Below are 23,297 nucleotides of genomic sequence, written 5' to 3' on the forward strand. Positions count from 1 at the left end.
TCTCAACGTCGCGGCAGTTCATCGTCCGCTGTCAGCATGGCGGCGTCTATACAAAAGGCCTCTCGGCGCTTTCCTCGCGTTTGAGCCAGCCGGCCGCCGGTTCGAGCGGCTCGAGGGCGCTGGTTTCGTCGAGGTGAAAGAGCGCATCGAACTGTGACGCGAGCGACGCTTCGAAATAGTGACTTTGCCGCTCTGTTTGAGGCAGGTACAGGACGCCGATTGCCCGCTCGAGCAAGGGTTCGTCAAGCGTGCGCGCGCCGTCGTCCTGCATCGGCAGAAAGAAGCGGTCGTAGCCAGTGGCGTGGAAGAGATGCTCCCAGCTATCGGGTAGCGCCGGACGAACCCATTTCTGCTCGACTTCGCCCTCCCAGTGCGAAGCCGCCGACACATGCCCGGTATACGTCGTGAATCCGATCAGCAACGCCCGATGTTGCGCGTTCTCGCGCACGATCTGACCGAGGTTCCACTCACCTCGGCGACGCGATTCCGTTGCGCGAGCATCGCCGAGATGCGAGTTGTGCGCCCAGACGACCACCTTGCCGCTGCCGCCTCGACGCAGGCGGTAGCGCACCAGCGCGAACAGCGTACTGGCCATATGGGCGTCACGCAGATTCCAGGTGTTCAGCCGGCTGCTGAACATCCCACGGTAGTATGCTTCGGCGTTGACGACGACCTGTGCATTCTGTTCCGCGAAGAACTGTGCGTCGAGCGCGTCGGTGCCGTCGCGCGCGAGATAGTCGAATTCGTCTGCGCGCAACTGGACGAGTTGCCGCACCGCGCCCGCCTGAGCGGCAGGCCGCACGCCAAGCGCCGCCGCGTAGCCATAGGCCTGCGGCTCCCGCACATGGTCCAGCGCCGTGTAGCGCTCGCGCGCCAGCGCCGCCTCTGCAGGGTCCACACCTTCGAGATAGCGGATTACCGCGTCCGCGGAACGGTAGAGACTGTAGAGATCGAGACCATAAACGCCCACCCGCTTGCCCCGCGGCCGCGTCGCGTTGACTGCGCGCAGCGCCGCAATAAAGTCGCGTACCTCCCGGTTGCGCCACATCCAGACGGGAAAGCGATCGAAGTCATCAAGCGCGGACGCCGCGTCGTCCGTCCCCTCTCCTTGCACGAAACGGTCGACGCGCCATGCGTCGGGCCAGTCGCCTTCAATGGCGACGGTGTCGAAACCACACTCGGTGACAAGGCGCAGCGTGATTTCCGCGCGCATGCGATAGAACTCGGCAGTGCCGTGGGTCGCTTCGCCTAACAGCACGAGGTCACGGCCCCGCGCCATTTCCACCAGTGCGTCATAGTCCGTGAGTTCGCCGTTCAGGCGCTGTCCTAGCGCGCGCACGGCAAGGAATGGTGTTTTGGATGGCTGCATGATGAGGCCCTCCATAAATTACGTGAAAGTGGCGCGGCGACAGTGGACCCGCCAAAGCGATACGGCTTGTGCGCCACGCCAGCCGATATGCCCATCAATCCGGATCGCCCTCCGGCGAGGACACACGCGCGCCGTTGCCGCTCCCGGCGTTCTGTTGACCGTCTCGCGCGGCGGCGAGGCAGGTCCGAACCTCTTCGTCGCCCGTCTGCGTGAAGTCGGCGTAGAACTGGCCGATGCCCATGAACCAGTCCGGCTGCATCACGCAGACAAAGTCGTCCGCAATCGACTGGAAACAGGCTTCGGCTCCTGCCGGGCACACGGGCACCGCGACGACGATCTGCTTTGGGTGCCGGGTGCGCAGTGCATTGAGGGCGGCGTGCATCGTTGATCCCGTCGCCATGCCGTCGTCCACGACGATGACCGTCTTGTCCTCAACGGCAGCGGGCGGCAGCCGCCCCCGGTAGGCCGACTCCCGGCGATCGAGCTCGATTCGCTCCCGCGCGATCGCCTCCAGGAGCTGCTCCTCGCTCACAGGGACAGCGCGCAGCACCGACTCGTTGAGATAGATCGCGTCGCCCGTCGCGATGGCGCCCATCGCAAGCTCAGGGTTATGCGGCGTGCCGAGTTTGCGCACGAGAAGCACGTCGAAGGGGCAGCGCAACGCCTGCGCCACCTCGTAACCGACAGGAACGCCGCCGCGCGGCAGCGCCAGCACGACAACATCATTGCGTCCCGCATAACGCTCCAGCAGGGCTGCGAGCTGCTTGCCCGCGTCGGTGCGATTCTGGAATAAGTCACTCATATATCGATGTCCACTCGGCGATGCGCCGCCCCTCCGGACGATGCAAGGTAGCCCAAAGCGCACGCGGTGCCGCGAGGTTCGGCGTTCAGGATGACGGGGCAGTCAGCCAGCGTACAAACCAGCTAACGGCAAGGCGCGTCACCTCGTCAAGCGCGCCGGGTTCCTCAAACAGATGCGTGGCGCCGGCCACGATTGCGATGTCATGCTCGCAGGTCAGTTGCACGGCGGCCTTCCGATTCAATCTAATGACCTCTGCGTCGAGTTCGCCGACGATCAGCAGAGTCGGCGTGGAGACCAAGTCGAGCGCCTCGCGCGCGAGGTCTGGCCGCCCGCCCCGCGACACGATCGCGTCCACGATGCTCCCTTCCGCCGCCGCGACCAGTGCTGCCGCGGCGCCTGTGCTTGCGCCGAACAGCCCCACCCGTAGCGACGCGACGTCCGCCCTCTGCCGCAGCCAGACAAGCGTTGAGCCCAGCCGGCGCGCCAGCAGCGGGATATTGAAACGGTATGTCGCGTCGACCTCGTCGTGCTGCTGCTCTTCGAGCGTCAGCAGATCGAAAAGCAGCGTTGCCAAACCCGCGCGCTGCAAGCCCGCCGCCACCTGCCGGTTTCGCGGGCTGAAGCGGCTGCTACCGCTGCCGTGCGCGAACACGACGACCGCACGCGGGTTATCGGGGATATCCAGGATTCCGCCGAGCTTTACGTAATCAACGGGAATCTCCACCTGCAGCGTTTGCATCTGTCTCTCCTAAGATCACCGTGCTCCGCAAGGGCGCCGCGTGCGATAACCCGCGAGCATGCCCCATAGCACACGACGGCGTTGCCTGCTACGTGAACCATCGTATCTGCTGCCTGCTTGCGTCGCCTTCGATCAACGGTCCAGCGCGGACGGCGAGTGATGCCGTGTGCTCACGGACGGCCGGGCGAGCGGTCGCCGGGTCGCCGTGCCGCTGCGTCAGCACTGGCCGACGACCGATCGCGTATGCCCAGAACGAGCGCCTTTATCGCAGCCGCGATAATTGCGACGATGCACAGCATGACCAACCACAACATGAGGACATAGCCGATCAGTCGCCAGAACTCGCCGACGCGCCGTTGAAGCACCCAGGTCTGGTACGAGGCAGCATCGTCAGCCGCATTGGAAAAAGAGGTGCGATACATAAAGAAGGCCAGGCAGCGATCGCTTTCCGGGAGTGCCGCAGCGAGGCGGGAACCGGCCGGCAACGCACGTACTGCGGCGCACTCCGGCGCGTTCATACCCGCCACGACACCCGCGTCTACCGGGAAGTCGTAGATCGCGCCGAGCCAGGTGGTACCGATGGCGAGTATCAGGCACACGCACGCGCCATGAACACATCGGCGAAGCCAGTTACGCCAGCGATGCCGAACAGGACGGCCAGCTTTGTCCATCGGAAATCTCCCATACCGTCGCATGGCCTGGCAGACAGCAGCGTGGGGAATTCACGGCTCCGGCACCAGCACAGGCCTTGTGCCGAAGGCATTAGCGGCACGAGACGGAATAATTGAAATCCTCGTCCGTCCTCTGCCCCATCGGATTGACATCGATCAACCATAGGGCGATGACCTGGATCAACGCTTAGGTCGCGCCGACGTCCAGGCGGTGTTCTCAAACCGGGTTCTGCATGAGCGCAGGACCCAGGCGCCCAGCGTGCCGGCCGTGTCGCCACTGCCCCGCCAGGCGCGCAAAAGCGCGCCGCGTTCGCGATTGACATAGATCAAGCACGCTGCCCACTAACCGGCCACGATGTGGACCAAACGCACGCTCACGGCCGGATACCGGTTGTGAACCGCTCACGGGAGTCTTCATGATGAACAGCGCGCCGATGCTTTTTTCACCGCCAGGCAGTCACGCGTACGCGCAGCGCGTGGCTAGCGCGCTCGGCGTTGCGTTGGCCGATCACGAGTGGCGCCCTTTCGAGGACGGCGAACACAAGATGCGCCCGCTCGAAAGCGTGCGCGGTCGCGACGTGTACGTGATTCATTCGCTTTACGCCGAGCCCGGCCATACCGTGAACGACAAGCTGTGTGAACTGCTCTTTTTCGTGGGAGCACTGGTCGACGCCTCTGCTGCACGCGTGAGCGTTGTCGCGCCTTACCTCTGCTACGCGCGCAAGGACCGGCGTTCGCAGACACGCGATCCCGTGACCACGCGCTACGTTGCGCAGCTGTTCGAAGCCGTGGGCGCAACACGCTTCGCCACGCTCGACGTCCACAATCTGGCGGCCTATCAGAACGCGTTTCGCATTCCCACCGAGCATCTCGAAGCGAATGGGCTGCTCGCGCAGTGGTTTGCGTCGCGCCTGCGCGACACTGCCTTGACCGTCGTTTCACCCGATGCAGGCGGCGTGCGGCGCGCGGAAGACTTTCGCGTGCGGCTTTCGAAGCTTCTCGCTCGCCCCGTGGAAGCGGCGTTCGCCGGGAAGCTGCGTGCCGGCGGCAGCATCGCGGCAAAGCCGGTCGTCGGCGACCTGGAAGGGCGATGCGCGATCATCGTCGATGATCTGATCGGCTCTGGCACAACGATCTCGCTGGTCGCCGGCCACTGCCGTGCTCTAGGTGCGACCGAAATTCACGCTGCGGCGACCCATGGACTTTTCCTGGCCAATGCGTGCGAAAAACTCGGCGACGGCATGCTGACGAGCGTTGTCGTGACCGACAGTGTCGCGCCATGGCGTGTTCCCGACGGCTCCTTTCTGGAGCGACTCACCGTGCTCGACAGCGCGCCGCTGATTGCCGAAGCGATAACACGCATGCACGTGGACGCCGCGTAAAACGTGAGGCGCGCGCAGGCGCGTCACCGTCACCCAGAATCGCGCGTGGCAACCGAACGCCAGGGCGCGCACACACATCAGTGCAGAACAGTGACGCGTCCAGTCACCACCGCGGTAAGCCGTAAAACTCGTTGATACGATCCATCTCGCCGCTCTTTTGAGCTTGCTCCAGTTCCTGCCTCACCTGTGCTCGTGTTTTCTGTCTATTGCCTGACATTTCGGCGGGAGCCAGCGCCCCGCCGCGAGATTCCGCGGCCATACCTTCAGGCGACTGCACGGCCGAAGGCACCGCGTTCGCGCTCTGCGCGTGAACCCCAATTGGAAAACCAAGCAACGTGGCCACCGCCGCGGATATCGCTACGAATCTCAGACTGAATACAAGAAGCATGGCGTGCTCCACTCGCATTGAAGATGCGTTGCCCGAGCGCTTCCAACCTGGCGGCCAAAGACTTGTCGGTCGCACCAGCGATGCCGTCCATCCGCCCGTCGGAAGCAGTCGATTGCGCTTATCATTGCCTCGTTCCGACACATGCAAATCCGGCCGTCGTTCGGGCGTTCACGCCTATGGCAGTGATCTTCGTTCCCGACACGATGACCTCAATGTTTGCCGATTCCTCAGTGCCAAGCGCGCACGACGCGTCATCAAACGGGTCACGCTCGCAGTAGCGGCAGGCCCCGAGTCTGGAAAACGATGGCAGCATTATCTATAAGCGTGTTACCGCTCACGCCGAATGTTCCTTCGAGCATGCTGCCTACCGTCGGGAGTCAAAGTCCGACGGATTTCTGGATGGTGCCAAAGACTGCTCCCGTCGCGCTTGCCCGCCCTGCGGATAAGCGAGCCATTGACCCGCCAGTGCCGCATTCCGTCTCGCATCGCTGACCCGGTCGCTGATGGCAGTCCGCAGACCGGAGTCATCGTCGCCACTCAGATTGAGCAGACGTGAAGCAAGGGTGGCTTCTTCCATGAGCAAATCATACAAGCCGGCAATCGCCTTTTCTCTCATTTGCGCCTGCTCCTCAAGTAGGCATCGGGCTGAGAATGCGTGCCCAGCACGGCACCTGAAACGTATCATCCTGTCGTCACGCACCTCAAAGAGCGCACTGCCGCAAGCCGGACAGCGAAACCCGGAAGGTGCACTAAGCTTCTCAAACCGCGACCACTCTGCCAGATTCAGCTCGCCAGCCGCGATACGAGTTTCAACTTCGATAAGTGGGTTGGCAGCCGGGACTTGTGAGCCGACGTCGTCGCTCGCGAGATCAACCAGAATCGCGCCCATTTTCGACAGCGTGCAGCAATGGTCGATGGACACATGCGCGTGCGCGCTACGCGGCATCGACGGCGCCACGGCTTCGGCATGATCCTGCACGATCGCGACACCGCCCCGGTCCTTGACGGCCATGAGACCAGCGGTGCCGTCGTCCAGATGCCCAGTCAGGATCACACCTACGACGGCCGCTCCGTATGCGCTGGCAGCAGATCGGAACAGCGGATCTATCGCGGGGCGAACGTGATTCTCGCGCGGGCCTCGCGACAGGCACACATATCCGCGCTGCAAGAGCATGTGCCGGTCTGGAGGTGCCACATAGACCTTGCCGCGTTCGAAGATCTCCATGTCACGCGGGTGCGCGGCCGGCAGAGATCCTGCCCTGCCGAGAATCCGCGGCAACCCTCCCAGGCTACTGGCGGCGATGTGCTGCGCGACAAACACCGGTGCTGGAAAGTCCGCGGGGAGCTGTGCAATCAACGCGGAGATGGCCTCGATGCCGCCTTGCGATGCGCCGATGACAAAGATACGTCCTTTCATCATTCGCTCCAGCCATATGGGCCGAAGCAATCATCATCCCGTCGATGCAAGACGCGCGGTTGATATACATCAAGCCGTTAGTGCACTGAGCGGGAAGACTATCGGGGCGCTTTTATGGAATCGTCTGTACGACCGCGCCGCTAATGGGTATGACGACGTGCGCAATCCCGAGGGACATCCCTACATCGCCCTAGTACTGGTGCAACCAGAGTCCGGCGTCCCACGCTTCAGCAATACGTCGAAAAAAATGACTTCGCCTGTTGAAGAGCAGGGCGCCGATTCGCAGCGGTGCGCCTGCACGCCATAAAAACGTGTGTCGTGCATGGCTACGCCTACATCGTACTTTTCAGGCAACCACTTTAGTAACGGTCCTCCCTCAGCCGGCGCCTGTTGCCATCGGCCAGCAGACCCGACGGCCTATCGGCAGCGATACCGTCGTCCGTATAGAAGACTGAAAGGTGATTGCCGATTATTTCGTCTGCCGAATAGCCCTTTGCGTGCTGCGCGCCGGCGTTCCACTTGTCACGTTGCCGGGGGCCCCGTCATAGGCTGCGCATAGAGTGATCAGCGCCTGTTCAGAAATAGATGCGTCAATTCTGGATCATATCGAGCAGATCATTACTAACTTACTGCCTGTCATTCAAAAACACTAACTCGGTGGATAAACTTACCCACGCGGCCGCCGACAAGGGCGAAGGCAACCAAGAGCAAGCTGCCCTGGACGGACGATCACAGCACAGCGACATCACATGAATGGTTTGGCTTTCCGAGGAGTTAAACCATGAGCATCGATGAACTCGAAGTTCAGGAATTGCTTCACATCGAGGCGGTGTTGACACGCCTGGAAAACCTCAACATCGCAGGTTGTACTTCGGAACATCGGTTCATCACCGATCCCGCCTACTGGCACAGACGGCTTATGGACACGTGCGCGGGCGGCAGCTCAGCGCAGCTCATAACAAAAAAGCAGGAACTGCTCGAGCGTCTATCGGCGATATCGCACCGCCTGAGGAGAATGGATGCACAACCTTAGAGTTCAGTACAACGGCCATTCTCTCCAGCCCCTGGCGGCCTACGAGAGCGGCGAATATGTCGCGATGTTTATCGTACAGTCGCCCGATGGCAGGGAAAGAGCATCGCCCGTACTCGGCAGTTTCGAGAGCCCGGCCGACGCAAGGCAGTTCGCCCTTGAACGCGGCATGGCCGAGGTTGACCGCGCATGTCGTCACACGTAGGCCCATGAATTCCCGCGAGCCTGCAAGGCATCCGGAGTGCCGACACGTCAGGCAGGCGCGCGTGGCCGCACATCGCCAGAATCGGTGACGCGACACTCGACAGGAGGAAGGGACGTGATCAAGGTTTTGCTGGCAGATGACCACGCGGTGGTACGCGACGGTTTGCGCCAGGTCCTGCTTCACGCCAGCGGATTCGAAGTCGCTGGTGAGGCGTGTGACAGCGCAACTACCCTCGAGATGGTGCGCTCCGTCAGCGCAAATGTACTCCTGCTCGATCTGTCGATTCCCGGGCGCAACGGCATCGAGCTCATCAGGCAGATCAAGGACGAGAACCCTTCCCTGCGGATCCTGGTGCTGACCATGCACGCGGAACATCAATACGCCTCCCGGGCCTTCAAGGCTGGCGCGTCGGGTTATCTGACCAAGGAAAGCGCGAGCCAGGAGTTGCTCAAAGCGATAACGAAAATCGCGTCCGGTGGAGTGTATGTGAGCCTGGCGATGGCCGAGCGGTTCGCTCAGAACCTGAATGAACCGGCGGAGGCGATGCCACATCAACGGCTGTCCGACCGCGAGTCTGATGTCTTCAGACGAATTGTCGAAGGCCAGAGCACCACGGATATCGCACATGAGTTGTGCCTCAGCGTGAAGACGGTCAGCACGCACAAGGCGCACATCATCGAAAAAATGCAGGCCGCGAACGAAAGCGCGCTCATCCGTTACGCGGTCCGGCACAAACTCTTCGACGACGAACTGGACGCCTAACTAGCAAGCCGGGTATCCGGCGTATGCAGGTGGATGCGTGCGTGACTCGCCACTCAGTACGAAGAACTAACTTATTGCAGCTTGGAGGTCCATCGCGATTCTGATGTCAGCAGCGACAGCGGTTGCATCGGAAGTTCCGGCGCGTTGACGCGTCCGTTAGGATGCGGCATCCAGGAATGATGCCATCACCTCCATTTTGTATGGCAAGCAGCAAGGCGCGTCAGTTCGCCGCTTTCGTCGAAGAATGTCTCTCGCCCGAATTCGCACCGACTCTTCTTTCTGCATGAACAGTCAAGCACAGTCTCTTTCAGCACATGCAGATTCCGGGATGTCCGGCTTTCCTCCAGGCTGCGGATAAAAGCGGTGCCACCTGTAACGGCCTGAACGCCGCGTTGCCGGGGGACCCCCGGCAGGTTCGGGGCAACGTCATTGAACAGCGCGTTTCGCGCTTCGCTTGCGGGTCTTCTTCGGCGATGTATCCGGCACGATCCGCGCCATCTTCTCCATCAGCTCGTCGTGCTCCTCGCGCAGCACTTCGATAAACGCGGACGCCAGCCGCTCGCGCGGCCGATGCGGTGGAAACAGCAGATACATCGGGAACATCACCGCCGGCGAGAACGGCCGGATCGCGATGTCAGGGCCGGCGAAGTCCAGCGCCACGCCCGGATGCGCGAGCGTCACGCCCATGCCGCAGCGCACCAGCTCGCAGCAGATCGCTGTGTATTGTGCCTCGATCGCGAGCTTGCGTTCGACGCCCGCACGCAGGAACACCTCGTCCATCTGCGCGCGCGTGCCGTCGCCGTGACACAGAGAGATAAACGACTCGCCTTCGAGATCGGCAGGCTTGATGACATCCTTTGACGCAAGCCGGTGCGCTGCGGGCATCACGCACACGGCGGCGACCTTGGAGAGCATTTCGACATCGCAATTCGATGCCTCACTGATGTACACCGCCACGCCCAGATCGCAGAACTGCGACGCCGTCCAGTGATTCACCGTGCCCGACGTGTTGACATGCAACGACACGGTCACACCGGGATGTAGCGCCTGAAAACGCTTGATCGCATGCGGCACGAGCGTGAGGCCCGCTGAAGGCATCGCGGCGATGCGCAGACGTCCGCTGCCCAGGTTGCGGATCTGCGCAGCGGCATTCGCGAGCCCCTGCAAGCCGACATACGCGCGCTCCACTTCGCGGAAAAACGCCGTGCCCTCGCTGGTCGGAATCAGCCGCACGCCGCTTCGCTGGAACAGCAGCAAGCCGGTCTCGCGCTCGAGCTGCGAGATCAGACGGCTCACATTCGGTTGTGACGTGAAAAGCGCTTTGGCCGCCGCCGTCATCGACCCGGCTACCATCACCGCGCGAAATGCCTCGACATGTTTCAGGTTCATCGGTTTCAACCCATATCAACCATGTATGGATTGCTATTTTATTCGTATTGGACGATATGACCATTGCGGCACAGACTGTGATGCATGGACACGCCACCAGAGCGTCCATTCCCACACTGACTGGAGATCGCCGTCATGCAAGAATCGCTGCGCCGCCGTTGCCGTTCTACGCTCCACGCTCTCGCCTCCGCATTGTCCGTCGTCTGTCTGACCGCTCCGTTGCACGCCCACGCCGAAACCACGCTGTATGTCGCGAACGTCGGCGGCTCGAACGAGCAGCTGTATCGACAGAAGGTCATTCCGCCGTTCGAAAAAGCGCATGACGTGAAGATCGTCTATGTGGCGGGCAATTCGAGCGATACGCTCGCGAAGCTACAGGCACAGAAAGGCCATCAACAGATCAACGTTGCGGTGATGGACGACGGCCCCATGTATCAGGCGATGCAGCTCGGCCTGTGCGCGAAGGTCGAGGATGCGCCCGTGATGAAAGACCTCTACCCGCTTGCGCGGCTCGGCCCGACGGCCGTCGGCGTCGGCATGGTGGCGACGGGCATCGGCTACAACGAAGAGGCGTTCAAGAAGCTCGGCCTGCCCGCGCCCGATTCATGGCAGGCGCTCACCGACAAGCGCCTGAAGGGCAAACTCGGCGTACCGCCCATCACCAACACATATGGGCTGCATACGCTCGTGATGCTCGCGCGTCTGAACGGCGGCGGCGAAAAGAACATCGACCCAGGCTTCAACGCAATGACGAAACAGGTCGCACCCGACGTGCTGTCGTGGGCACCGACGCCTGGCGAAATGGACGGGTTGATGCAGGCCGGCGACGTAATCATCGCGCCGTATGGCAGCGGCCGCGCCGTCGCGTTGCAAAACACGGGCTTTCCGCTCAAGTTCGTGTATCCGAAGGAAGGGGGCGTCGCGCTGCAGGTGGCGGCCTGCGCGCTCGCCGAGAACGCACAGCCCATGCTCTCGCAGGCGTTCATCCAGTATCTGCTGAGCCCCGAAGTGCAGGCGATGCAGGCGCAAGCAATCGGACTTGGCCCCGTCAACAAGACCGTCAAGCTGACGCCCGAGGTCGCGGCGCGTGTGCCGTATGGTCCGGAACAGGTGAGCAAGCTGACTGCAATGGACTGGGCCACGATCAACCAGCATCGCACGGAATGGACGGAGCGCTGGAACCGCTCGGTCGAACGCTGAGCGGCGCAACCGCCTCATAGCCGCTTTAGCCGCTTCACAGTTCCTACGCCCGACTCCGAACAGGACCGACGCCATGACCTTTCTCACCCTGCAAGGCATCTCGAAGCGCTACGGCGATTTCACTGCCGTCGAGCATCTCGATCTGTCCGTCGAACGCGGCGAGTTTCTATCGCTGCTCGGGCCGTCCGGCTGCGGCAAGACGACCACGCTGCAGATGATCGCCGGCTTCATCACGCCGAGCGCAGGCCGCATCACGCTCGGCGGACGCGACATCACGCACGAGCGCCCCGAAAGGCGCGGCATGGGCGTCGTGTTCCAGAGCTATGCGCTGTTTCCGCATATGACGGTGGCGGGCAACGTCGGCTTCGGCCTCGAAATGCGCAACATGAAGCGTGACGAGCGCGCAGTGCGCATCGCCGAAGCACTCGATCTGGTTCGGCTCAAAGGGCTGGACGCGCGTTATCCGAAGGAACTGTCGGGCGGCCAGCGCCAGCGCGTCGCGATTGCGCGGGCGCTGGCGATGCGCCCCGACCTGCTGCTGCTCGACGAACCGATGTCGAATCTCGACGCGAAGCTGCGCGAGGAAATGCACATCGAACTGCGCACGATCCAGAAGCAACTCGGCATCACGACGATCCTCGTCACGCACGACCAGGTCGAAGCGATGACGATGAGCGACCGCATCGCCGTGCTGCACAAGGGGCGCATCGCGCAGCTGAGCACGCCGTTCGATGCGTACGAGCGCCCTGCCACGCCGTTCGCGTCGACCTTCCTCGGCCGCACCAATACGTTGCCGGGCGAAGTGCGGGCGCGCAATCCGCGCTGCGCGGTGGTAGACGTGGCGGGCACCACGCTGCATGTTCCGCACGAAGGCCGCGACGTGGAAGGCGCGGTGCACGTCTATATCCGTCCCGAGAAGGTGCGCCTCGCCAATGGCGATGCACGCATGCAAGGACGCGTGGCGAACCGCGTGTTCATCGGCAACCAGTGGCTGCTCGAAGTCGATACGGCGCTCGGCAAGCTGCATATCGCGCAGCCGAATTACGGCGCGCCGCCGCCCGACGAAGGCCACGAAGTCGGTCTCTCGTTCACCGACGACGACTTGCGCGTGCTGACCCGGGAGAGCGCCCATGGCAACGCTTGAGGACTCGCGCGCAGGCGCCGCGCCGTGGTTGCTGTCGTCGCCCGCGCTGCTGCTGTTCGGCGCCCTGCTGTTCGTGCCGCTCGTGCTGACGCTGCTGCTGTCGTTCCGCGTATTCAGCGACGTGGCGGGCGTCGAGGCCGCATATACGCTCAAGAACTACGCCGAAGTGCTGAGTGATCCGTACTACGGCGAAATCTTCCTGCGCACGGCGGGCCTCGCGCTGGCCGTGACGTTGCTGAGCGTGCTGCTCGGCGTGCCCGAGACGATCGTGCTCGCGCGCATGAAACGGCCCTGGCAGTCGTTGTGTCTGTTGATCGTGCTCGGCCCGCTGCTGATCTCGGTGGTCGTGCGCACGCTCGGCTGGCAGATTCTGCTCGGCAACAACGGCGTGCTGAACAACGCACTGCAAGCCTTTCACATTACTTCCGAGCCGATCCGCCTCGTCTTCACGATGACAGGCATGATCATCGCGCTCACGCATGTGCTGGTGCCGTTCATGGTGATGTCGGTGTGGGCGACGCTGCAAAAGCTCGATCCGCAAGTGGAATGGGCCGGCTTGTCGCTCGGCGGCTCGCCGCTGCGCGTGTTCCGCCGCGTGGTGCTGCCGCAGATCCTGCCCGGCGTGCTGTCCGGCTCGATCATCGTGTTCGCGCTGTCGGCGTCGGCGTTCGCGACGCCTGCGCTGATCGGCGGGCGCCGTCTGAAAGTGGTTGCCACGGCCGCCTACGACGAATTTCTCGGCACGCTCAACTGGCCGCTCGGCGCGAGCATCGCCGTGCTGCTGCTGATCGCGAACGTCGCGATTGTGATGGGTTGCAGCCGCCTCGCCGAACGCCGTTTCAAGCATATTTTCGAGTGACGCCATGAGACAGAACGGATTCTGGGGCCTGCTGTTCAACGCGCTGTTCCTCACTTTCATCCTTGCGCCGCTCGTCGTCGTGATGCTGGTCGCGTTTACCGACAAGGGCTTCATTTCGATGCCTTTCGACGGCGCGTCGCTGCGCTGGTTTCGCGCGATTCTCGAGAACGGCGACATCGTGTCGGCGTTCTGGCTCTCCGTGCGGCTGGCGTTCGCGGCGGCGACCATCGGCGTCGCGCTCGCCGTGCCCGCCGCGCTGGCGATTGCGCGCTACCGCTTCACGGGCCGCGCCGCGCTGATGAGCTTCTTTCTCTCGCCAATGATGATTCCCGCCGTCGTGCTCGGCATCGCGTTCCTGCGCTTCCTGTCGCTGCTGCATCTGAGCGGCTCGTTCTGGGCGCTGGTCGCGACACACGTGATCATCGTGCTGCCATATGCGCTGCGCCTCGCGTTGTCGTCGGCCGTCGGGCTCGACCGCGATGCCGAACGCGCGGCGCTGTCGTGCGGCGCGAGCCGCTTCACCGCGTTTCGCCGCGTCGTGCTGCCGATGATCCGCACGGGCGTCGCGGGCGGCTGGGTGCTCTCGTTCATCCAGAGTTTCGACGAACTGACGATGACCATATTCGTCGCGACACCCGGCACGACCACGCTGCCCGTCGCCATGTACAACCAGATCGCGCAGACCATCGATCCCCTCGTTGCTTCCGTGTCGGCGGTGCTGATCGTCGGCACGGTTCTGCTGATGGTGCTGCTCGACCGCATGGTCGGACTGGACCGCATCCTTATCGGAGAAGCTCGATGAAGCACAACGCTTCCGCCAAACCCGACGTGCTAGTGCTGGGCGGCGGACTGGTCGGTTCCGCCGTTGCCTGGGGCCTTGCGCGCGAAGGCGCGAACGTTACCGTGCTCGATCAGGACGACGGCGCGTTCCGCGCGTCGCGCGGCAACTTCGGGCTGGTCTGGATTCAGGGCAAGGGTTATGGACTGTCGCCGTATGCGCGCTGGTCGCGCAGCTCGGCTACACGCTGGCCCGCGCTCGCCGATGCGCTGCTCGCCGAAACGGGCATCGACGTCGCGCTGCGCCAGCCAGGCGGGTTCCATTTCCTCTTCTCCGAAGACGAGATCGCCGAGCGCGCGAAGCGCCTCAGCACTTTGCAGCGTGAACTGGGCGACTACCCGTATCAACTGCTCGATGCACGCGAAGTGCGCGAGCGTATTCCCGAAGTCGGCCCCGACGTGATCGGCGCAAGCTATACGCCGATGGACGGCCACGTCAATCCGCTCAAGCTGCTGCGCGCGTTGCACGCAGGCATGCAACAGCGCGGCGTGAAGCTCGTGAACAACGAGGAAGCGCTGCGCATCACACCGGAGAACAGCGGCTTCGCGGTGCAAGGCAAGCGCGGCATCTATCGCGCGGCGCGCATCGTGCTCGCTGCCGGGCTCGGCAATCGCGTGCTCGCGCCGCATGTCGGCCTGCACGCGCCCGTCGCGCCAAACCGCGGCCAGGTGCTGATCAGCGAGCGCGTCGCGCCGTTCCTGCACTACCCGACGCTTAACGTGCGGCAAACCGACGAAGGCACGCTGCAGTTCGGCGATTCGATGGAAGAAGTCGGCTTCAACGATTTCACCACGACGCCCGTGCTGTCCGACATCGCGCGGCGCGGCGTGCGCGCCTTTCCGCTGCTGAAGAACGTGCGGCTGGTGCGCACGTGGGCCGCGCTGCGCGTCTACAGCCCGGACGGCTTCCCCATCTACGACGAATCCGCGCGTCATCCTGGCGCGTTCGTCGTCACCTGCCATAGCGGCGTGACGCTGGCCGCCGCGCACGCGCTGCGCATCGCGCCGTGGATCGCCGGCGGCGCGATGCCCGATGAAATCCCCGCGCTGTCGGGCACGCGCTTTCTCGAATCCCCTGCTCTCATTTCCGCTCACTGATTCCGACATGACTTCCACACCGCTCTTCAAGGCCCTGCCGGGCGCCGATGCGCCCGTCGACATCTGGTTCAACGATCAGCCGCTGCGCGTGCCGGGCGGCCGGTCGGTGGCGGCGGCGCTGCTCGCTGCCGGCATCGCGCGGTTTCGCGCGACACCCGTCTCGGGCGCGCCGCGCGCGCCGTATTGCATGATGGGCGCGTGCTTCGAGTGTCTCGTCGAGATCGACGGCGTGCCGAGCCGGCAAAGCTGCATGGTGACGGTGCGCGCCGGCATGCGCATCCGCTCGCAGGAAGGCGCGCGCGATCTCCCGCCTGTCGATGTCTCACTGGAGGATGCTCATGCCCGCTGATCACGCAGCAGAACCCGCATCGAGTTTCCCTTCGGAAGCCGTCGATGTCGTCGTGGTCGGCGCCGGTCCCGCCGGTATGAGCGCGGCGACGCGCGCCGCGCGCGCCGGGTTGTCCGTCGTGCTGCTGGATGAGCAGGATGCCGTCGGCGGGCAGATCTATCGGGCGATCGGCCGCGCCGATGCGCGCCGCAAGGAGATTCTCGGCCCAGACTACGCAGCGGGCGCATCGCTCGCCGACGCCTTCGCGCGCTCCGGCGCACGGCATGTCGCGCATGCGTCCGTGTGGCAGGTGACGCGCGACCACGCCGTGCACTATCTGAAAGACGGCAAGGTCGGCAGCTTCGACGCACGCCGCGTGATTCTGGCCACAGGCGCGCTGGAAAGGCCGTTCCCGATTCCCGGCTGGACGCTGCCCGGCGTGCTGACGGCGGGCGCCGCGCAGATCCTGCTGAAAAGCGCGGGCGAGGTGCCCGCCGAGCCGCCCGTGCTGGCGGGCTGCGGTCCGCTGCTCTATCTGCTCGGCTGGCAATACGTGCGTGCCGGCGTGCCGATCCGCGCACTGGTCGACACCACGCGTCATGAAGACCGCTGGCGCGCGAAGAAACATCTGCTGTCGGCGTTGCGCGCCTGGCCGTTTCTGAGCAAGGGCCTGCAACTGATCCGCACGCTGCGCGCCGCGGGCGTGCCCATCTACGAAGCCGCCGACGATCTGTGCGTCGAGTCGAAGCAAGACGCTCAAGGTGTCGAGCGCGCCGCCGCGCTGAGATTTACGACCCAAGGCCGTGCGCACCGGATCGACGCGAACGTGGTCCTGCTGCATCAAGGTGTCGTGCCGAATACGCAGTTCACGCTGTCGTTGCGCGCGCAACACCATTGGGACGCCGCGCAGCTATGCTTCGCACCCACCACCGGCGCGTGGGGCGAACTCGACGTGCCGGGCATCTTCGTCGCAGGCGACGGCGGCGGTATCGGCGGTGCGCTGGCGGCGGCCGAACAGGGCGCGCTCGCCGCGCTGCAGGCCGCCTGTCAGCTCGGCGCAATCGATGCCGCCACCTGCGAGCGCGAAGCCGCGCCGCACCGCCGCGCGCTGGAGAGCGTGATGCGCATCCGTCCGTTTCTGGACAGCCTGTACCGCCCCCGCGACGCGAACCGCATTCCGCGCGACGACGTGGTCGTGTGCCGCTGCGAGGAGGTGACGGCCGGCGACGTGCGCGGTTTCGTCGAACTCGGCTGCCTCGGCCCGAACCAGGCGAAGTCGTTCGGACGCTGCGGGATGGGGCCGTGTCAGGGGCGCATGTGCGGGCTGACCGTCACCGAAATCATCGCCGACGCGCGCAAGGTGCCGCCGGGCGAAGTCGGCCATTACCGCATCCGTCCGCCCATCAAGCCGCTGACGCTCGGAGAACTCGCCGGTGAATGACGCTGCCCTGTCCTCTTCCAGCGCCGTGCGCGAAGCCGACGTGCTGGTGATCGGCGGCGGGCTGCACGGTTCGAGCAGCGCGTTCCATCTGGCCGCGCGCGGTGCGAGCGTGATCGTGCTCGAAGCCGACTACGTCGCGCGGCATTCGTCGGGCGTCAATGCGGGCGGCGTGCGCACGCTCGGCCGGCCGCTGCCCGAGATTCCGCTCGCGCTGATGTCGCGCGAAATCTGGCATAGCCTGCGGGAAACGATCGGCGACGACGGCGGCTTCGTGCCGTCCGGCCAACTGAAGATCGCCGAAACGAAAGCCGAACTCGACGAGTGCCGCGCCCGCGTCGCGCTACTCGAAGCGCACGGCTTCACGCACGAAAAACTGATCGACCGCGCGAGTGTGCTCGAACTCGAGCCTGCACTCGCGCGCCATGTGACGGGCGGCATCTGGGTCGAGCGCGACGGCTATGCGCTGCCGTTCAAGACTACCACCGCCTTCCGGCTCGCCGCGCAGCGGCATGGTGCGGCGTTTTTCGAAGGCTCGCCCGTCAGCCGCATCGAACAGCGCGGCACGCGCTGGTTCGCGCGGACGCCGCGCGGCGAGTTCAGCGCGCAGAAACTCGTCGTCACGGCGGGCGCGTGGGCGGGACAACTGGCCGAACAGGTGGGTGAATGCGTGCCCGTGCATCCCGAAGGGCTGATGCTGATGGTCACGCATCGCGTCGCGCCGTTCTGCCGCGCGACGCTGGGTGCAACGGGGCGTCCGTTGTCTTTCAAGCAGTTCGACAACGGCACAGTCGTGATCGGCGGCAAGCTGATCGGTATCGCCGATCTGCACGGCCGGCATGGTGAAGTCGATTTCGCGCGGCTCGTGCGCAGCGCCAATACCGTCGTCGATCTCTTTCCGCATTTGCGGCATCTCGGTGTGAACCGCGCGTGGGCGGGCGTCGAAGCATTCACCGACGATGCACTGCCCGTGATCTCGCCAAGCCGCCGCGCGTCGGATCTCGTCTATTCGTTTGGCTATTGCGGCAGCGGTTTCCAGCTCGGACCGGCCTGCGGGCGGCTCGTGTCCGAACTCGTGCTCGACGGCAAGGCTTCGCTGCCGCTCGACGACTTCGCAATCGACCGCTTTACGCGCCAGCCCGTGCCGCAGCAGACGGCCAGCGCCGACGCGCACTGATCACACCCGCGCGCTGCCCGGCGCGCTTTCCTGCAATAAACCAAGGAGCAAAGCAAAGTATGTCCGACATCGTGAGAATCGAAACGAATCAGCGTATGAGCCGCGTCGTGAAGGCGGCGGGACTCGTGTTCATCGGCGGCCAGACGTCGAACGATCATGCGCCCGATGTGAAAACCCAGACTGCGAGCGTGCTGGCGAAGATCGACGGCTTCCTGGAAAAGGCGGGCATCGACAAGACGCGACTCTTGTCGGCCCAGGTGTGGCTCGCGAACATCGAGCGCGATTTTGCGGACATGAACAGCGTGTGGGACGCGTGGGTTGCGCCGGGCTGCGCGCCGACTCGCGCGACCGTCGAAGCGAAGCTCGCCGCGCCGGAATTGCTGGTCGAGATCGCGGTCGTCGCGCTGGCGTAACGGCAGCTTCACGGCGGGCCGAAGCCGCTGCGCTTACGCGTTCGCCACCCGATACGTGCCGCGGCCCGCGCTTCGAGATAATCGACCTTTTCGTGCGAGATCCGGTGCTTTGATCCCGACATCTCGTACGGATCAATGCCTCCCACAGCCCCGTGAGCAGACGCCGAAACGGTCGCTCAGACTGCTGTCTGCGTCTGGCAGCCAGACAGGGACAGCACCATCCTCAAGGTTGACCTCCCGCTATTTATCTCCTGCAACCCGTCTCGCGATCGGCATCGAAAGCCGGCCGGGCGCAGCCACATGGAAGAGCGTGCCAGCCACTGCGGGAAAGACGCGTTATGCGGCAGCGTATCCCTCCGCATGTCGTTCCGGGACAGCTCGCCGTCGCAAGGCGGTGGGTCGTTGTCATATTTCCGTCATATTTTCAGAGGGTCATGCGCTGTCGCCAGGAGGCTCTAACGCCTCGTCCGGCGGCGTGGGCGTGAGAACGAACGCCGGCCGTTGTGCGCAACGGCCGAGCGCAACCCAAGCGGGAATCAGGGTCGTCATATCAACGGAGAGAGAGGCCATGCAACGCCGCCAGTTCCTGAACACCCTTGCCGTCGCCACTGCGGCCGGCTCGCTCGTCAGCAAAGCAGGTGCAACCGAAGCCGGGAAGCCGACGGCCGACTCGCTCGACCCGGGCCGCTGGTCGCCGTTGAACGCGGCACGGCTGCAGTCGGTGCTCGATCAGCACGGCGTGAGAAGCAGGCAATACAACCCGAGTCGCCGTCCGTACGCGGTGTTCGATTGGGACAACACGTGCATCATGAACGACTGCGAAGAAGCGTTGCTGATGTACCAGATCCATCACCTGCAGTACAAGATGACGCCGGATGAATTCGTCCAGGTGATGTGGAAGGACGTGCCTAAGGGGCCGTTCATGAAGGACTACACGACGGTGGAAGGCAAACCGGTGACGATGGAGGATCTCGCCGCCGACGTCGAATCCGACTACCGCTGGCTATATGCGAACTACAAGGGCCTCGCCGGCGACAAGAGCCTGGAAGCGATCCAGGAAACCGACCAGTTCAAGGATTTCCGCGCGAAGCTGTACTTCATGTACGACGCGATCTGCGATACGCATCCGCTCGAAGTCGGTTACAAGTGGATCATCTACTTCTACAGGAACATGACGCCTGTCGAAATGCAGGCGATGGCGAAGGCGTCGAACGACCACGGAATCGGCGATGCGCTGCGCAAGGTAGCGTATCAAAGCCCGAGTACGCTTCCGGGCAAGGCTGGCGTCGTGTCGGACAAGCATTTCCACGGCATCCGCATTCACGAGGAAATTCGCGCGGTGATGCATACGCTGCGTGCGAACGGGATCGACGTGTACGTGAGCACCGCGTCGCTCGACGATGTCGTGCGCGTGTTTGCCGGCCATCCGAACTACGGCTACGGCGTGCCGCCGGAAAACGTGATCGGCATGCGTCTGGAGATGAAGGACGGCAAATACACGAGCGACTACAAGAACGGCTGGCACTTCAACTACGGTCCGGGCAAGACCGTGGGCATTCGCGGCGAACTGGAGTCGAAGAAGGGCTATGGCCCGCTGCTCGTGTTCGGCGACAGCGACGGAGACGCGTGGATGCTGCGCGACTTCAAGGACACGGCGGCCGGCGTGATCGTGAACCGGATGAAGAAGGGCGAGATCGGCGCGGATAGCAAGCTCGCGGCCGAGCAGCTCGGCGACCCGAACGCGCGTTTCATTCTGCAGGGGCGGGACGAGCACACCGGGCTGATGATTCCGGACGAGAAGTCGGTGAAGTACGGGAAGACGGAGCGGAAGCTGCTGGCGTGATTGGGACCGTCGATGGCCCGAACCTGGTCTCACATGAAATGGCCGGCGCCTCCGCCATTGATCGGCCGTGTCGGGCAGCAGCCCGACCCGAGCCGACCGTTCTCGGGTCGGCAAACCAGGAGCCGCTAGCAGAGACGTTCGGTCGTCACCCCGCGCCTTTCGACGGTGAGACGCGTCCGCTTGAACATCGCATGCAAAATGCGGGCAGGCAATGGGCGGACATCGCGGGCCGCTATCAATTGAAGGAACCAGGTATCGACAGGCTCGTGTCGTGGTGGCATACGGATGCCGACCTAAGACGTCCGATGGTCGTTAACCCGTTGCTTTACCCCGACTAGCGCTATTCGACGCGACGCCGCGTTGAAATTGCCGACGCCGTGGAAATGACGAGATCGGCGAAGCGCCGCTCGTCGCGGTCCGCGTGCCATCGCGATCTTGCTACAGCGATATTCACCGCGCCGATCCCTCGCCCATGCGCATTGGTGATCGCCGCCGCCGTCGAAACATCACTGACAAAGTACTCGTCTTCCGTATGTGCGTACCCCTGCTTCCGGATCTGCGCAATGCGGTCTTTAATCTTGCGTGGCTGATACACGGTCGACGACGTATACGGCACGAGATTCGTGCGCGACAGGATGTCGTCGATTTCTCCGTCCGGGAGCGTCGCCAGGATTGCGAGCCCCGGTGCAGTGCAGTATGCGGGCAGACGCGACCCAGTAATCACGTGGGCATTGAACACGTTGCGGCTCACGATTCGCAGCACGAAAACGATGTCCGTGTCGTCGAGCACGGTGAGATTCGTGGCCTCCTCCGTCTCCGAGCCGAGTTGCTGAAGATAAGGCGTCGCACGACTCACGAGTTCGTTGGACGTCAGGTAATGGTAGGTGAAGTCCAGCAGTTTCGGCGACAGTTCGTACTTGCGGCTGTCGGCATCCTTGAAAAGATAGCCGAGCGCCGCGAGTGTGAACGTGAAGCGCTGCGTCGCGCTCAGGTCGAAACCCGTGAGCGAAGCGATCTCGGACAGCGACAACTGACGCTTGCTGCCGTCGAAGGCGGTGAGCACTTTCATCGCCTTTTCGACGGACTGCACGTACAGCGAAGAGGCGGTCGGGTCCGCCGCCTCGGCCTGCGGCTTCGTCGCTGGGCTCTTGCGCTTGCGCGGAACTTTAGGCGCGTCGGTCATCACATGCTCGTCTTGTCGATTGTTGGCGAATTATCGCATGTCCCTATAACAGTATCGAATAGCGATATCACGCCCGAGCGTTGCCCATCCGATCCCAGGCGTCGTCCACGCTACGCGGCAGCAGATGCTTTTTGATGCGCTCGCTCGCCGTCAGCTCGAAGCTTTCCACCGCCCGGTAATACCTCGGCAACTGAAAACTGGCGAGCCGCTCGCGCGCCCACGCGTGCATGGTTTCCCAGTCCACAGGGGCGTCCTTGAACTGCACGTTGAGCAGAATATCCTGCTCGCCGATCGCCGATGCGACGCCGATCGCCGCGCTGGCATGAACGGCCGGATGCTCCGCGAAAATGCGCTCGATTTCCCACGCCGATACGTTTTCGCCGCGCACCCGCATGCTGTCCGTCTGCCGGCCGATGAAGAAAAAATCGCCGTCGCCGTCGCGTCGCGCGCGGTCGCCCGTGTGCAGCCTGCCGTCGCGCAACGCGGCTCGGGTCGCGTCGGGATGCTTCAGGTAGGTCGGCAAAAACGTGCCCTCCACCTTGCTCGACAACACGATCTCGCCCGCTTCTCCGTGCTTCACGGGCTGGCCGTCCTCGCCGAGCAGTTCGATCTCGATCCACGGCAGCGCGCGGCCGATCGACCCTGGCTTCCCCGTCGCATTCGCCGTCGCGAAGCTCGAGCATTCGGTCATGCCATAGCATTCCCGCAGGCGCACGTTGAGCCGCCCCTGCACCGTCATCCACGCAGAGGCGCTCACGCCCGCGCCCCATGCGACGCGCAGCGTGTGCGTTTCAGCCTGCACGTCGGGCGGCAGTTGCATCAGGATATCGAGCACTCCGCCCAGGTAATGCAGGTGCGTCGCGCGGGCGCGCTGGATCTGCGCCCAGAACTGCGAGGCCGAGAAGCGCGGCACTGCGTGCAAGGTCACGGCTTCGAGGAACGGAAGCAGCAGCATCTGCGCACCGCCGATATGACACAGCGGCTCCCATAGAAACAGCCGGTCGCCTTCGCGCACATCGGCCACGCGCAGCGCGGCTTCGCCCGCGATGCGCATCATCCGGTGCGTGAAGACAACACCCTTCGGCGCACCCGTCGTGCCCGACGTATAGATGATGCACAGCGGATCGTGCACGCCGATATTCGGGCTCGTGAATGCGGCATGCGCTTCCTGCGCATCGAACGCGGGGATGCGCACGCGCCGCGTCGCAGCGCAATCGATCGTCGCGGTCACGGCCTCGAATTCGTCGTCGATGATGAGCAGCTTCGGCTCCGAGTGCTGCAGCAGATACACGAGGCCGGCCGCCCGCAGCTTCGTGTTTACCGGCACCCAGACGAGCCCGCTCAGCACGAGCGCGTAGATCAGATGAACGTGCTCTGCGCTGTTGCTGAGCATCACGGCGACGCGGTCGCCCGGCTCGAGCCCTTCCCGTGCGAACCATCGCTGCAACTGCGCAACATGCCGCGCGATGTCATGGCAGGTGATCGGCTGATCGTCGAAGTGCGCGACGGTGCGCGACGGTGCGCGACGCAATCCCGCCGCGAGCAGTGGCACGCAGTCGAGTTCGTCGTTTGCGTGACGGTGAGCGAAGTATTCCGGATAGGGATGCATATCTGTATCGATTG

22 protein-coding genes and 1 pseudogene are annotated in these 23,297 nt (G+C 63.8%); 14 read left to right on the forward strand and 9 right to left on the reverse strand.

What is annotated here, in order from left to right:
* Positions 1-46: 46 nt before the first annotated feature.
* The 4 genes from BPHY_RS34945 to BPHY_RS34960 all read right to left on the reverse strand — a co-directional run bounded on the left by BPHY_RS34945 (position 47) and on the right by BPHY_RS34960 (position 3,581).
* Positions 47-1,369 (reverse strand): erythromycin esterase family protein, encoded by a 1,323-nt coding sequence (locus BPHY_RS34945; RefSeq protein ID WP_012406200.1) that lies wholly within the window; start codon positions 1,367-1,369, stop codon positions 47-49.
* Between the two features lie 94 nt (positions 1,370-1,463).
* On the reverse strand, positions 1,464-2,171 hold the full coding sequence (locus tag BPHY_RS34950; RefSeq protein ID WP_012406201.1) for a phosphoribosyltransferase: 708 nt from the start codon (positions 2,169-2,171) through the stop codon (positions 1,464-1,466).
* Positions 2,172-2,256: 85 nt separating this feature from the next.
* Positions 2,257-2,910 carry a dienelactone hydrolase family protein gene (locus BPHY_RS34955; RefSeq protein WP_012406202.1) on the reverse strand — a complete coding sequence of 218 codons (654 nt, stop codon included), beginning with the start codon at positions 2,908-2,910 and terminating at the stop codon, positions 2,257-2,259.
* A 170-nt stretch (positions 2,911-3,080) separates the two neighbouring features.
* Complete coding sequence (locus BPHY_RS34960) at positions 3,081-3,581, reverse strand: hypothetical protein (RefSeq protein ID WP_012406203.1); 501 nt, start codon at positions 3,579-3,581, stop codon at positions 3,081-3,083.
* A gap of 416 nt (positions 3,582-3,997) precedes the next feature.
* Here BPHY_RS34960 and BPHY_RS34965 point away from each other — a divergent pair, with 416 nt between their 5' ends.
* Entirely contained in the window at positions 3,998-4,963 is a 966-nt protein-coding gene (locus BPHY_RS34965) for a ribose-phosphate diphosphokinase (protein ID WP_012406204.1), read from the forward strand.
* A gap of 103 nt (positions 4,964-5,066) precedes the next feature.
* Here the strand turns inward: BPHY_RS34965 and BPHY_RS34970 are convergent, their stop codons facing one another.
* Positions 5,067-5,351 carry a DUF4148 domain-containing protein gene (locus BPHY_RS34970; RefSeq protein WP_157686900.1) on the reverse strand — a complete coding sequence of 95 codons (285 nt, stop codon included), beginning with the start codon at positions 5,349-5,351 and terminating at the stop codon, positions 5,067-5,069.
* Between the two features lie 364 nt (positions 5,352-5,715).
* On the reverse strand, positions 5,716-6,771 hold the full coding sequence (locus BPHY_RS34975) for a chemotaxis protein CheB (protein ID WP_244304947.1): 1,056 nt from the start codon (positions 6,769-6,771) through the stop codon (positions 5,716-5,718).
* Between the two features lie 778 nt (positions 6,772-7,549).
* Between BPHY_RS34975 and BPHY_RS34980 the strand changes: the two genes are divergently transcribed.
* Complete coding sequence (locus BPHY_RS34980; RefSeq protein ID WP_012406207.1) at positions 7,550-7,801, forward strand: hypothetical protein; 252 nt, start codon at positions 7,550-7,552, stop codon at positions 7,799-7,801.
* Positions 7,802-8,117: 316 nt separating this feature from the next.
* Positions 8,118-8,765, forward strand: a complete 648-nt coding sequence (locus tag BPHY_RS34990; RefSeq protein WP_012406208.1) for a response regulator — start codon at positions 8,118-8,120, stop codon at positions 8,763-8,765.
* 426 nt (positions 8,766-9,191) lie between these two features.
* Here the strand turns inward: BPHY_RS34990 and BPHY_RS34995 are convergent, their stop codons facing one another.
* Positions 9,192-10,154: a LysR substrate-binding domain-containing protein gene (locus BPHY_RS34995; RefSeq protein WP_012406209.1), complete on the reverse strand. Its 963-nt coding sequence runs from the start codon at positions 10,152-10,154 to the stop codon at positions 9,192-9,194.
* Between the two features lie 135 nt (positions 10,155-10,289).
* Here BPHY_RS34995 and BPHY_RS35000 point away from each other — a divergent pair, with 135 nt between their 5' ends.
* The 11 genes and pseudogenes from BPHY_RS35000 to BPHY_RS43580 form a co-directional block, all read left to right on the forward strand.
* On the forward strand, positions 10,290-11,354 hold the full coding sequence (locus BPHY_RS35000) for an ABC transporter substrate-binding protein (protein WP_012406210.1): 1,065 nt from the start codon (positions 10,290-10,292) through the stop codon (positions 11,352-11,354).
* A gap of 73 nt (positions 11,355-11,427) precedes the next feature.
* The gene (locus BPHY_RS35005) at positions 11,428-12,498 is read left to right on the forward strand and encodes an ABC transporter ATP-binding protein (RefSeq protein ID WP_012406211.1); all 1,071 of its coding nucleotides are present in this window, start codon (positions 11,428-11,430) and stop codon (positions 12,496-12,498) included.
* The gene (locus tag BPHY_RS35010; protein WP_012406212.1) at positions 12,485-13,357 is read left to right on the forward strand and encodes an ABC transporter permease; all 873 of its coding nucleotides are present in this window, start codon (positions 12,485-12,487) and stop codon (positions 13,355-13,357) included. The genes BPHY_RS35005 and BPHY_RS35010 overlap by 14 nt, the downstream gene beginning before the upstream one ends.
* Positions 13,358-13,361: 4 nt before the next feature.
* A complete protein-coding gene (locus tag BPHY_RS35015; RefSeq protein WP_012406213.1) occupies positions 13,362-14,159 on the forward strand; it encodes an ABC transporter permease in 798 nt (265 codons plus the stop codon).
* Positions 14,156-15,292 (forward strand): NAD(P)/FAD-dependent oxidoreductase, encoded by a 1,137-nt coding sequence (locus tag BPHY_RS35020; protein ID WP_012406214.1) that lies wholly within the window; start codon positions 14,156-14,158, stop codon positions 15,290-15,292. The genes BPHY_RS35015 and BPHY_RS35020 overlap by 4 nt, the downstream gene beginning before the upstream one ends.
* 7 nt (positions 15,293-15,299) lie before the next feature.
* Positions 15,300-15,641 (forward strand): (2Fe-2S)-binding protein, encoded by a 342-nt coding sequence (locus BPHY_RS35025; RefSeq protein WP_012406215.1) that lies wholly within the window; start codon positions 15,300-15,302, stop codon positions 15,639-15,641.
* Positions 15,631-17,061, forward strand: coding sequence for an FAD-dependent oxidoreductase (locus tag BPHY_RS35030; RefSeq protein WP_012406216.1), 1,431 nt, complete (start codon positions 15,631-15,633; stop codon positions 17,059-17,061). The genes BPHY_RS35025 and BPHY_RS35030 overlap by 11 nt, the downstream gene beginning before the upstream one ends.
* Complete coding sequence (locus BPHY_RS35035) at positions 17,054-18,235, forward strand: NAD(P)/FAD-dependent oxidoreductase (protein ID WP_012406217.1); 1,182 nt, start codon at positions 17,054-17,056, stop codon at positions 18,233-18,235. The genes BPHY_RS35030 and BPHY_RS35035 overlap by 8 nt, the downstream gene beginning before the upstream one ends.
* 59 nt (positions 18,236-18,294) lie before the next feature.
* On the forward strand, positions 18,295-18,648 hold the full coding sequence (locus tag BPHY_RS35040; RefSeq protein WP_012406218.1) for a RidA family protein: 354 nt from the start codon (positions 18,295-18,297) through the stop codon (positions 18,646-18,648).
* A gap of 568 nt (positions 18,649-19,216) precedes the next feature.
* Entirely contained in the window at positions 19,217-20,491 is a 1,275-nt protein-coding gene (locus BPHY_RS35045; RefSeq protein ID WP_012406219.1) for a haloacid dehalogenase-like hydrolase, read from the forward strand.
* Positions 20,492-20,616: 125 nt separating this feature from the next.
* Positions 20,617-20,805 (forward strand): annotated as a pseudogene (locus BPHY_RS43580) (NAD-dependent dehydratase); the annotation flags it as partial.
* A gap of 26 nt (positions 20,806-20,831) precedes the next feature.
* On the opposite strand, the gene BPHY_RS35050 reads toward BPHY_RS43580, so the two are convergent.
* Both BPHY_RS35050 and BPHY_RS35055 read right to left on the reverse strand, forming a co-directional pair.
* Positions 20,832-21,674: an IclR family transcriptional regulator gene (locus tag BPHY_RS35050; RefSeq protein WP_012406220.1), complete on the reverse strand. Its 843-nt coding sequence runs from the start codon at positions 21,672-21,674 to the stop codon at positions 20,832-20,834.
* A gap of 67 nt (positions 21,675-21,741) precedes the next feature.
* On the reverse strand, positions 21,742-23,283 hold the full coding sequence (locus BPHY_RS35055) for an AMP-binding protein (protein WP_012406221.1): 1,542 nt from the start codon (positions 23,281-23,283) through the stop codon (positions 21,742-21,744).
* Between the last annotated feature and the right edge of the window lie 14 nt (positions 23,284-23,297).

The organism is Paraburkholderia phymatum STM815, assembly GCF_000020045.1.
Lineage (GTDB): Bacteria > Pseudomonadota > Gammaproteobacteria > Burkholderiales > Burkholderiaceae > Paraburkholderia > Paraburkholderia phymatum.

What these genes read in the sequence shown, in the direction of transcription:
- BPHY_RS34965 (WP_012406204.1), top strand. Translation starts at nt 3,998, where the DNA reads ATGATGAACAGCGCGCCGATGCTTTTTTCACCGCCAGGCAGTCACGCG.
- BPHY_RS35040 (WP_012406218.1), top strand. Translation starts at nt 18,295, where the DNA reads ATGTCCGACATCGTGAGAATCGAAACGAATCAGCGTATGAGCCGCGTC.
- BPHY_RS35030 (WP_012406216.1), top strand. Translation starts at nt 15,631, where the DNA reads ATGCCCGCTGATCACGCAGCAGAACCCGCATCGAGTTTCCCTTCGGAA.
- BPHY_RS34980 (WP_012406207.1), top strand. Translation starts at nt 7,550, where the DNA reads ATGAGCATCGATGAACTCGAAGTTCAGGAATTGCTTCACATCGAGGCG.
- BPHY_RS35005 (WP_012406211.1), top strand. Translation starts at nt 11,428, where the DNA reads ATGACCTTTCTCACCCTGCAAGGCATCTCGAAGCGCTACGGCGATTTC.
- BPHY_RS34970 (WP_157686900.1), bottom strand. Translation starts at nt 5,351, where the DNA reads ATGCTTCTTGTATTCAGTCTGAGATTCGTAGCGATATCCGCGGCGGTG.
- BPHY_RS35045 (WP_012406219.1), top strand. Translation starts at nt 19,217, where the DNA reads ATGCAACGCCGCCAGTTCCTGAACACCCTTGCCGTCGCCACTGCGGCC.
- BPHY_RS35000 (WP_012406210.1), top strand. Translation starts at nt 10,290, where the DNA reads ATGCAAGAATCGCTGCGCCGCCGTTGCCGTTCTACGCTCCACGCTCTC.
- BPHY_RS35015 (WP_012406213.1), top strand. Translation starts at nt 13,362, where the DNA reads ATGAGACAGAACGGATTCTGGGGCCTGCTGTTCAACGCGCTGTTCCTC.
- BPHY_RS35050 (WP_012406220.1), bottom strand. Translation starts at nt 21,674, where the DNA reads ATGACCGACGCGCCTAAAGTTCCGCGCAAGCGCAAGAGCCCAGCGACG.
- BPHY_RS35055 (WP_012406221.1), bottom strand. Translation starts at nt 23,283, where the DNA reads ATGCATCCCTATCCGGAATACTTCGCTCACCGTCACGCAAACGACGAA.
- BPHY_RS34975 (WP_244304947.1), bottom strand. Translation starts at nt 6,771, where the DNA reads ATGATGAAAGGACGTATCTTTGTCATCGGCGCATCGCAAGGCGGCATC.
- BPHY_RS35025 (WP_012406215.1), top strand. Translation starts at nt 15,300, where the DNA reads ATGACTTCCACACCGCTCTTCAAGGCCCTGCCGGGCGCCGATGCGCCC.
- BPHY_RS34960 (WP_012406203.1), bottom strand. Translation starts at nt 3,581, where the DNA reads ATGGACAAAGCTGGCCGTCCTGTTCGGCATCGCTGGCGTAACTGGCTT.
- BPHY_RS34955 (WP_012406202.1), bottom strand. Translation starts at nt 2,910, where the DNA reads ATGCAAACGCTGCAGGTGGAGATTCCCGTTGATTACGTAAAGCTCGGC.
- BPHY_RS34995 (WP_012406209.1), bottom strand. Translation starts at nt 10,154, where the DNA reads ATGAACCTGAAACATGTCGAGGCATTTCGCGCGGTGATGGTAGCCGGG.
- BPHY_RS35020 (WP_012406214.1), top strand. Translation starts at nt 14,156, where the DNA reads ATGAAGCACAACGCTTCCGCCAAACCCGACGTGCTAGTGCTGGGCGGC.
- BPHY_RS34950 (WP_012406201.1), bottom strand. Translation starts at nt 2,171, where the DNA reads ATGAGTGACTTATTCCAGAATCGCACCGACGCGGGCAAGCAGCTCGCA.
- BPHY_RS34945 (WP_012406200.1), bottom strand. Translation starts at nt 1,369, where the DNA reads ATGCAGCCATCCAAAACACCATTCCTTGCCGTGCGCGCGCTAGGACAG.
- BPHY_RS35010 (WP_012406212.1), top strand. Translation starts at nt 12,485, where the DNA reads ATGGCAACGCTTGAGGACTCGCGCGCAGGCGCCGCGCCGTGGTTGCTG.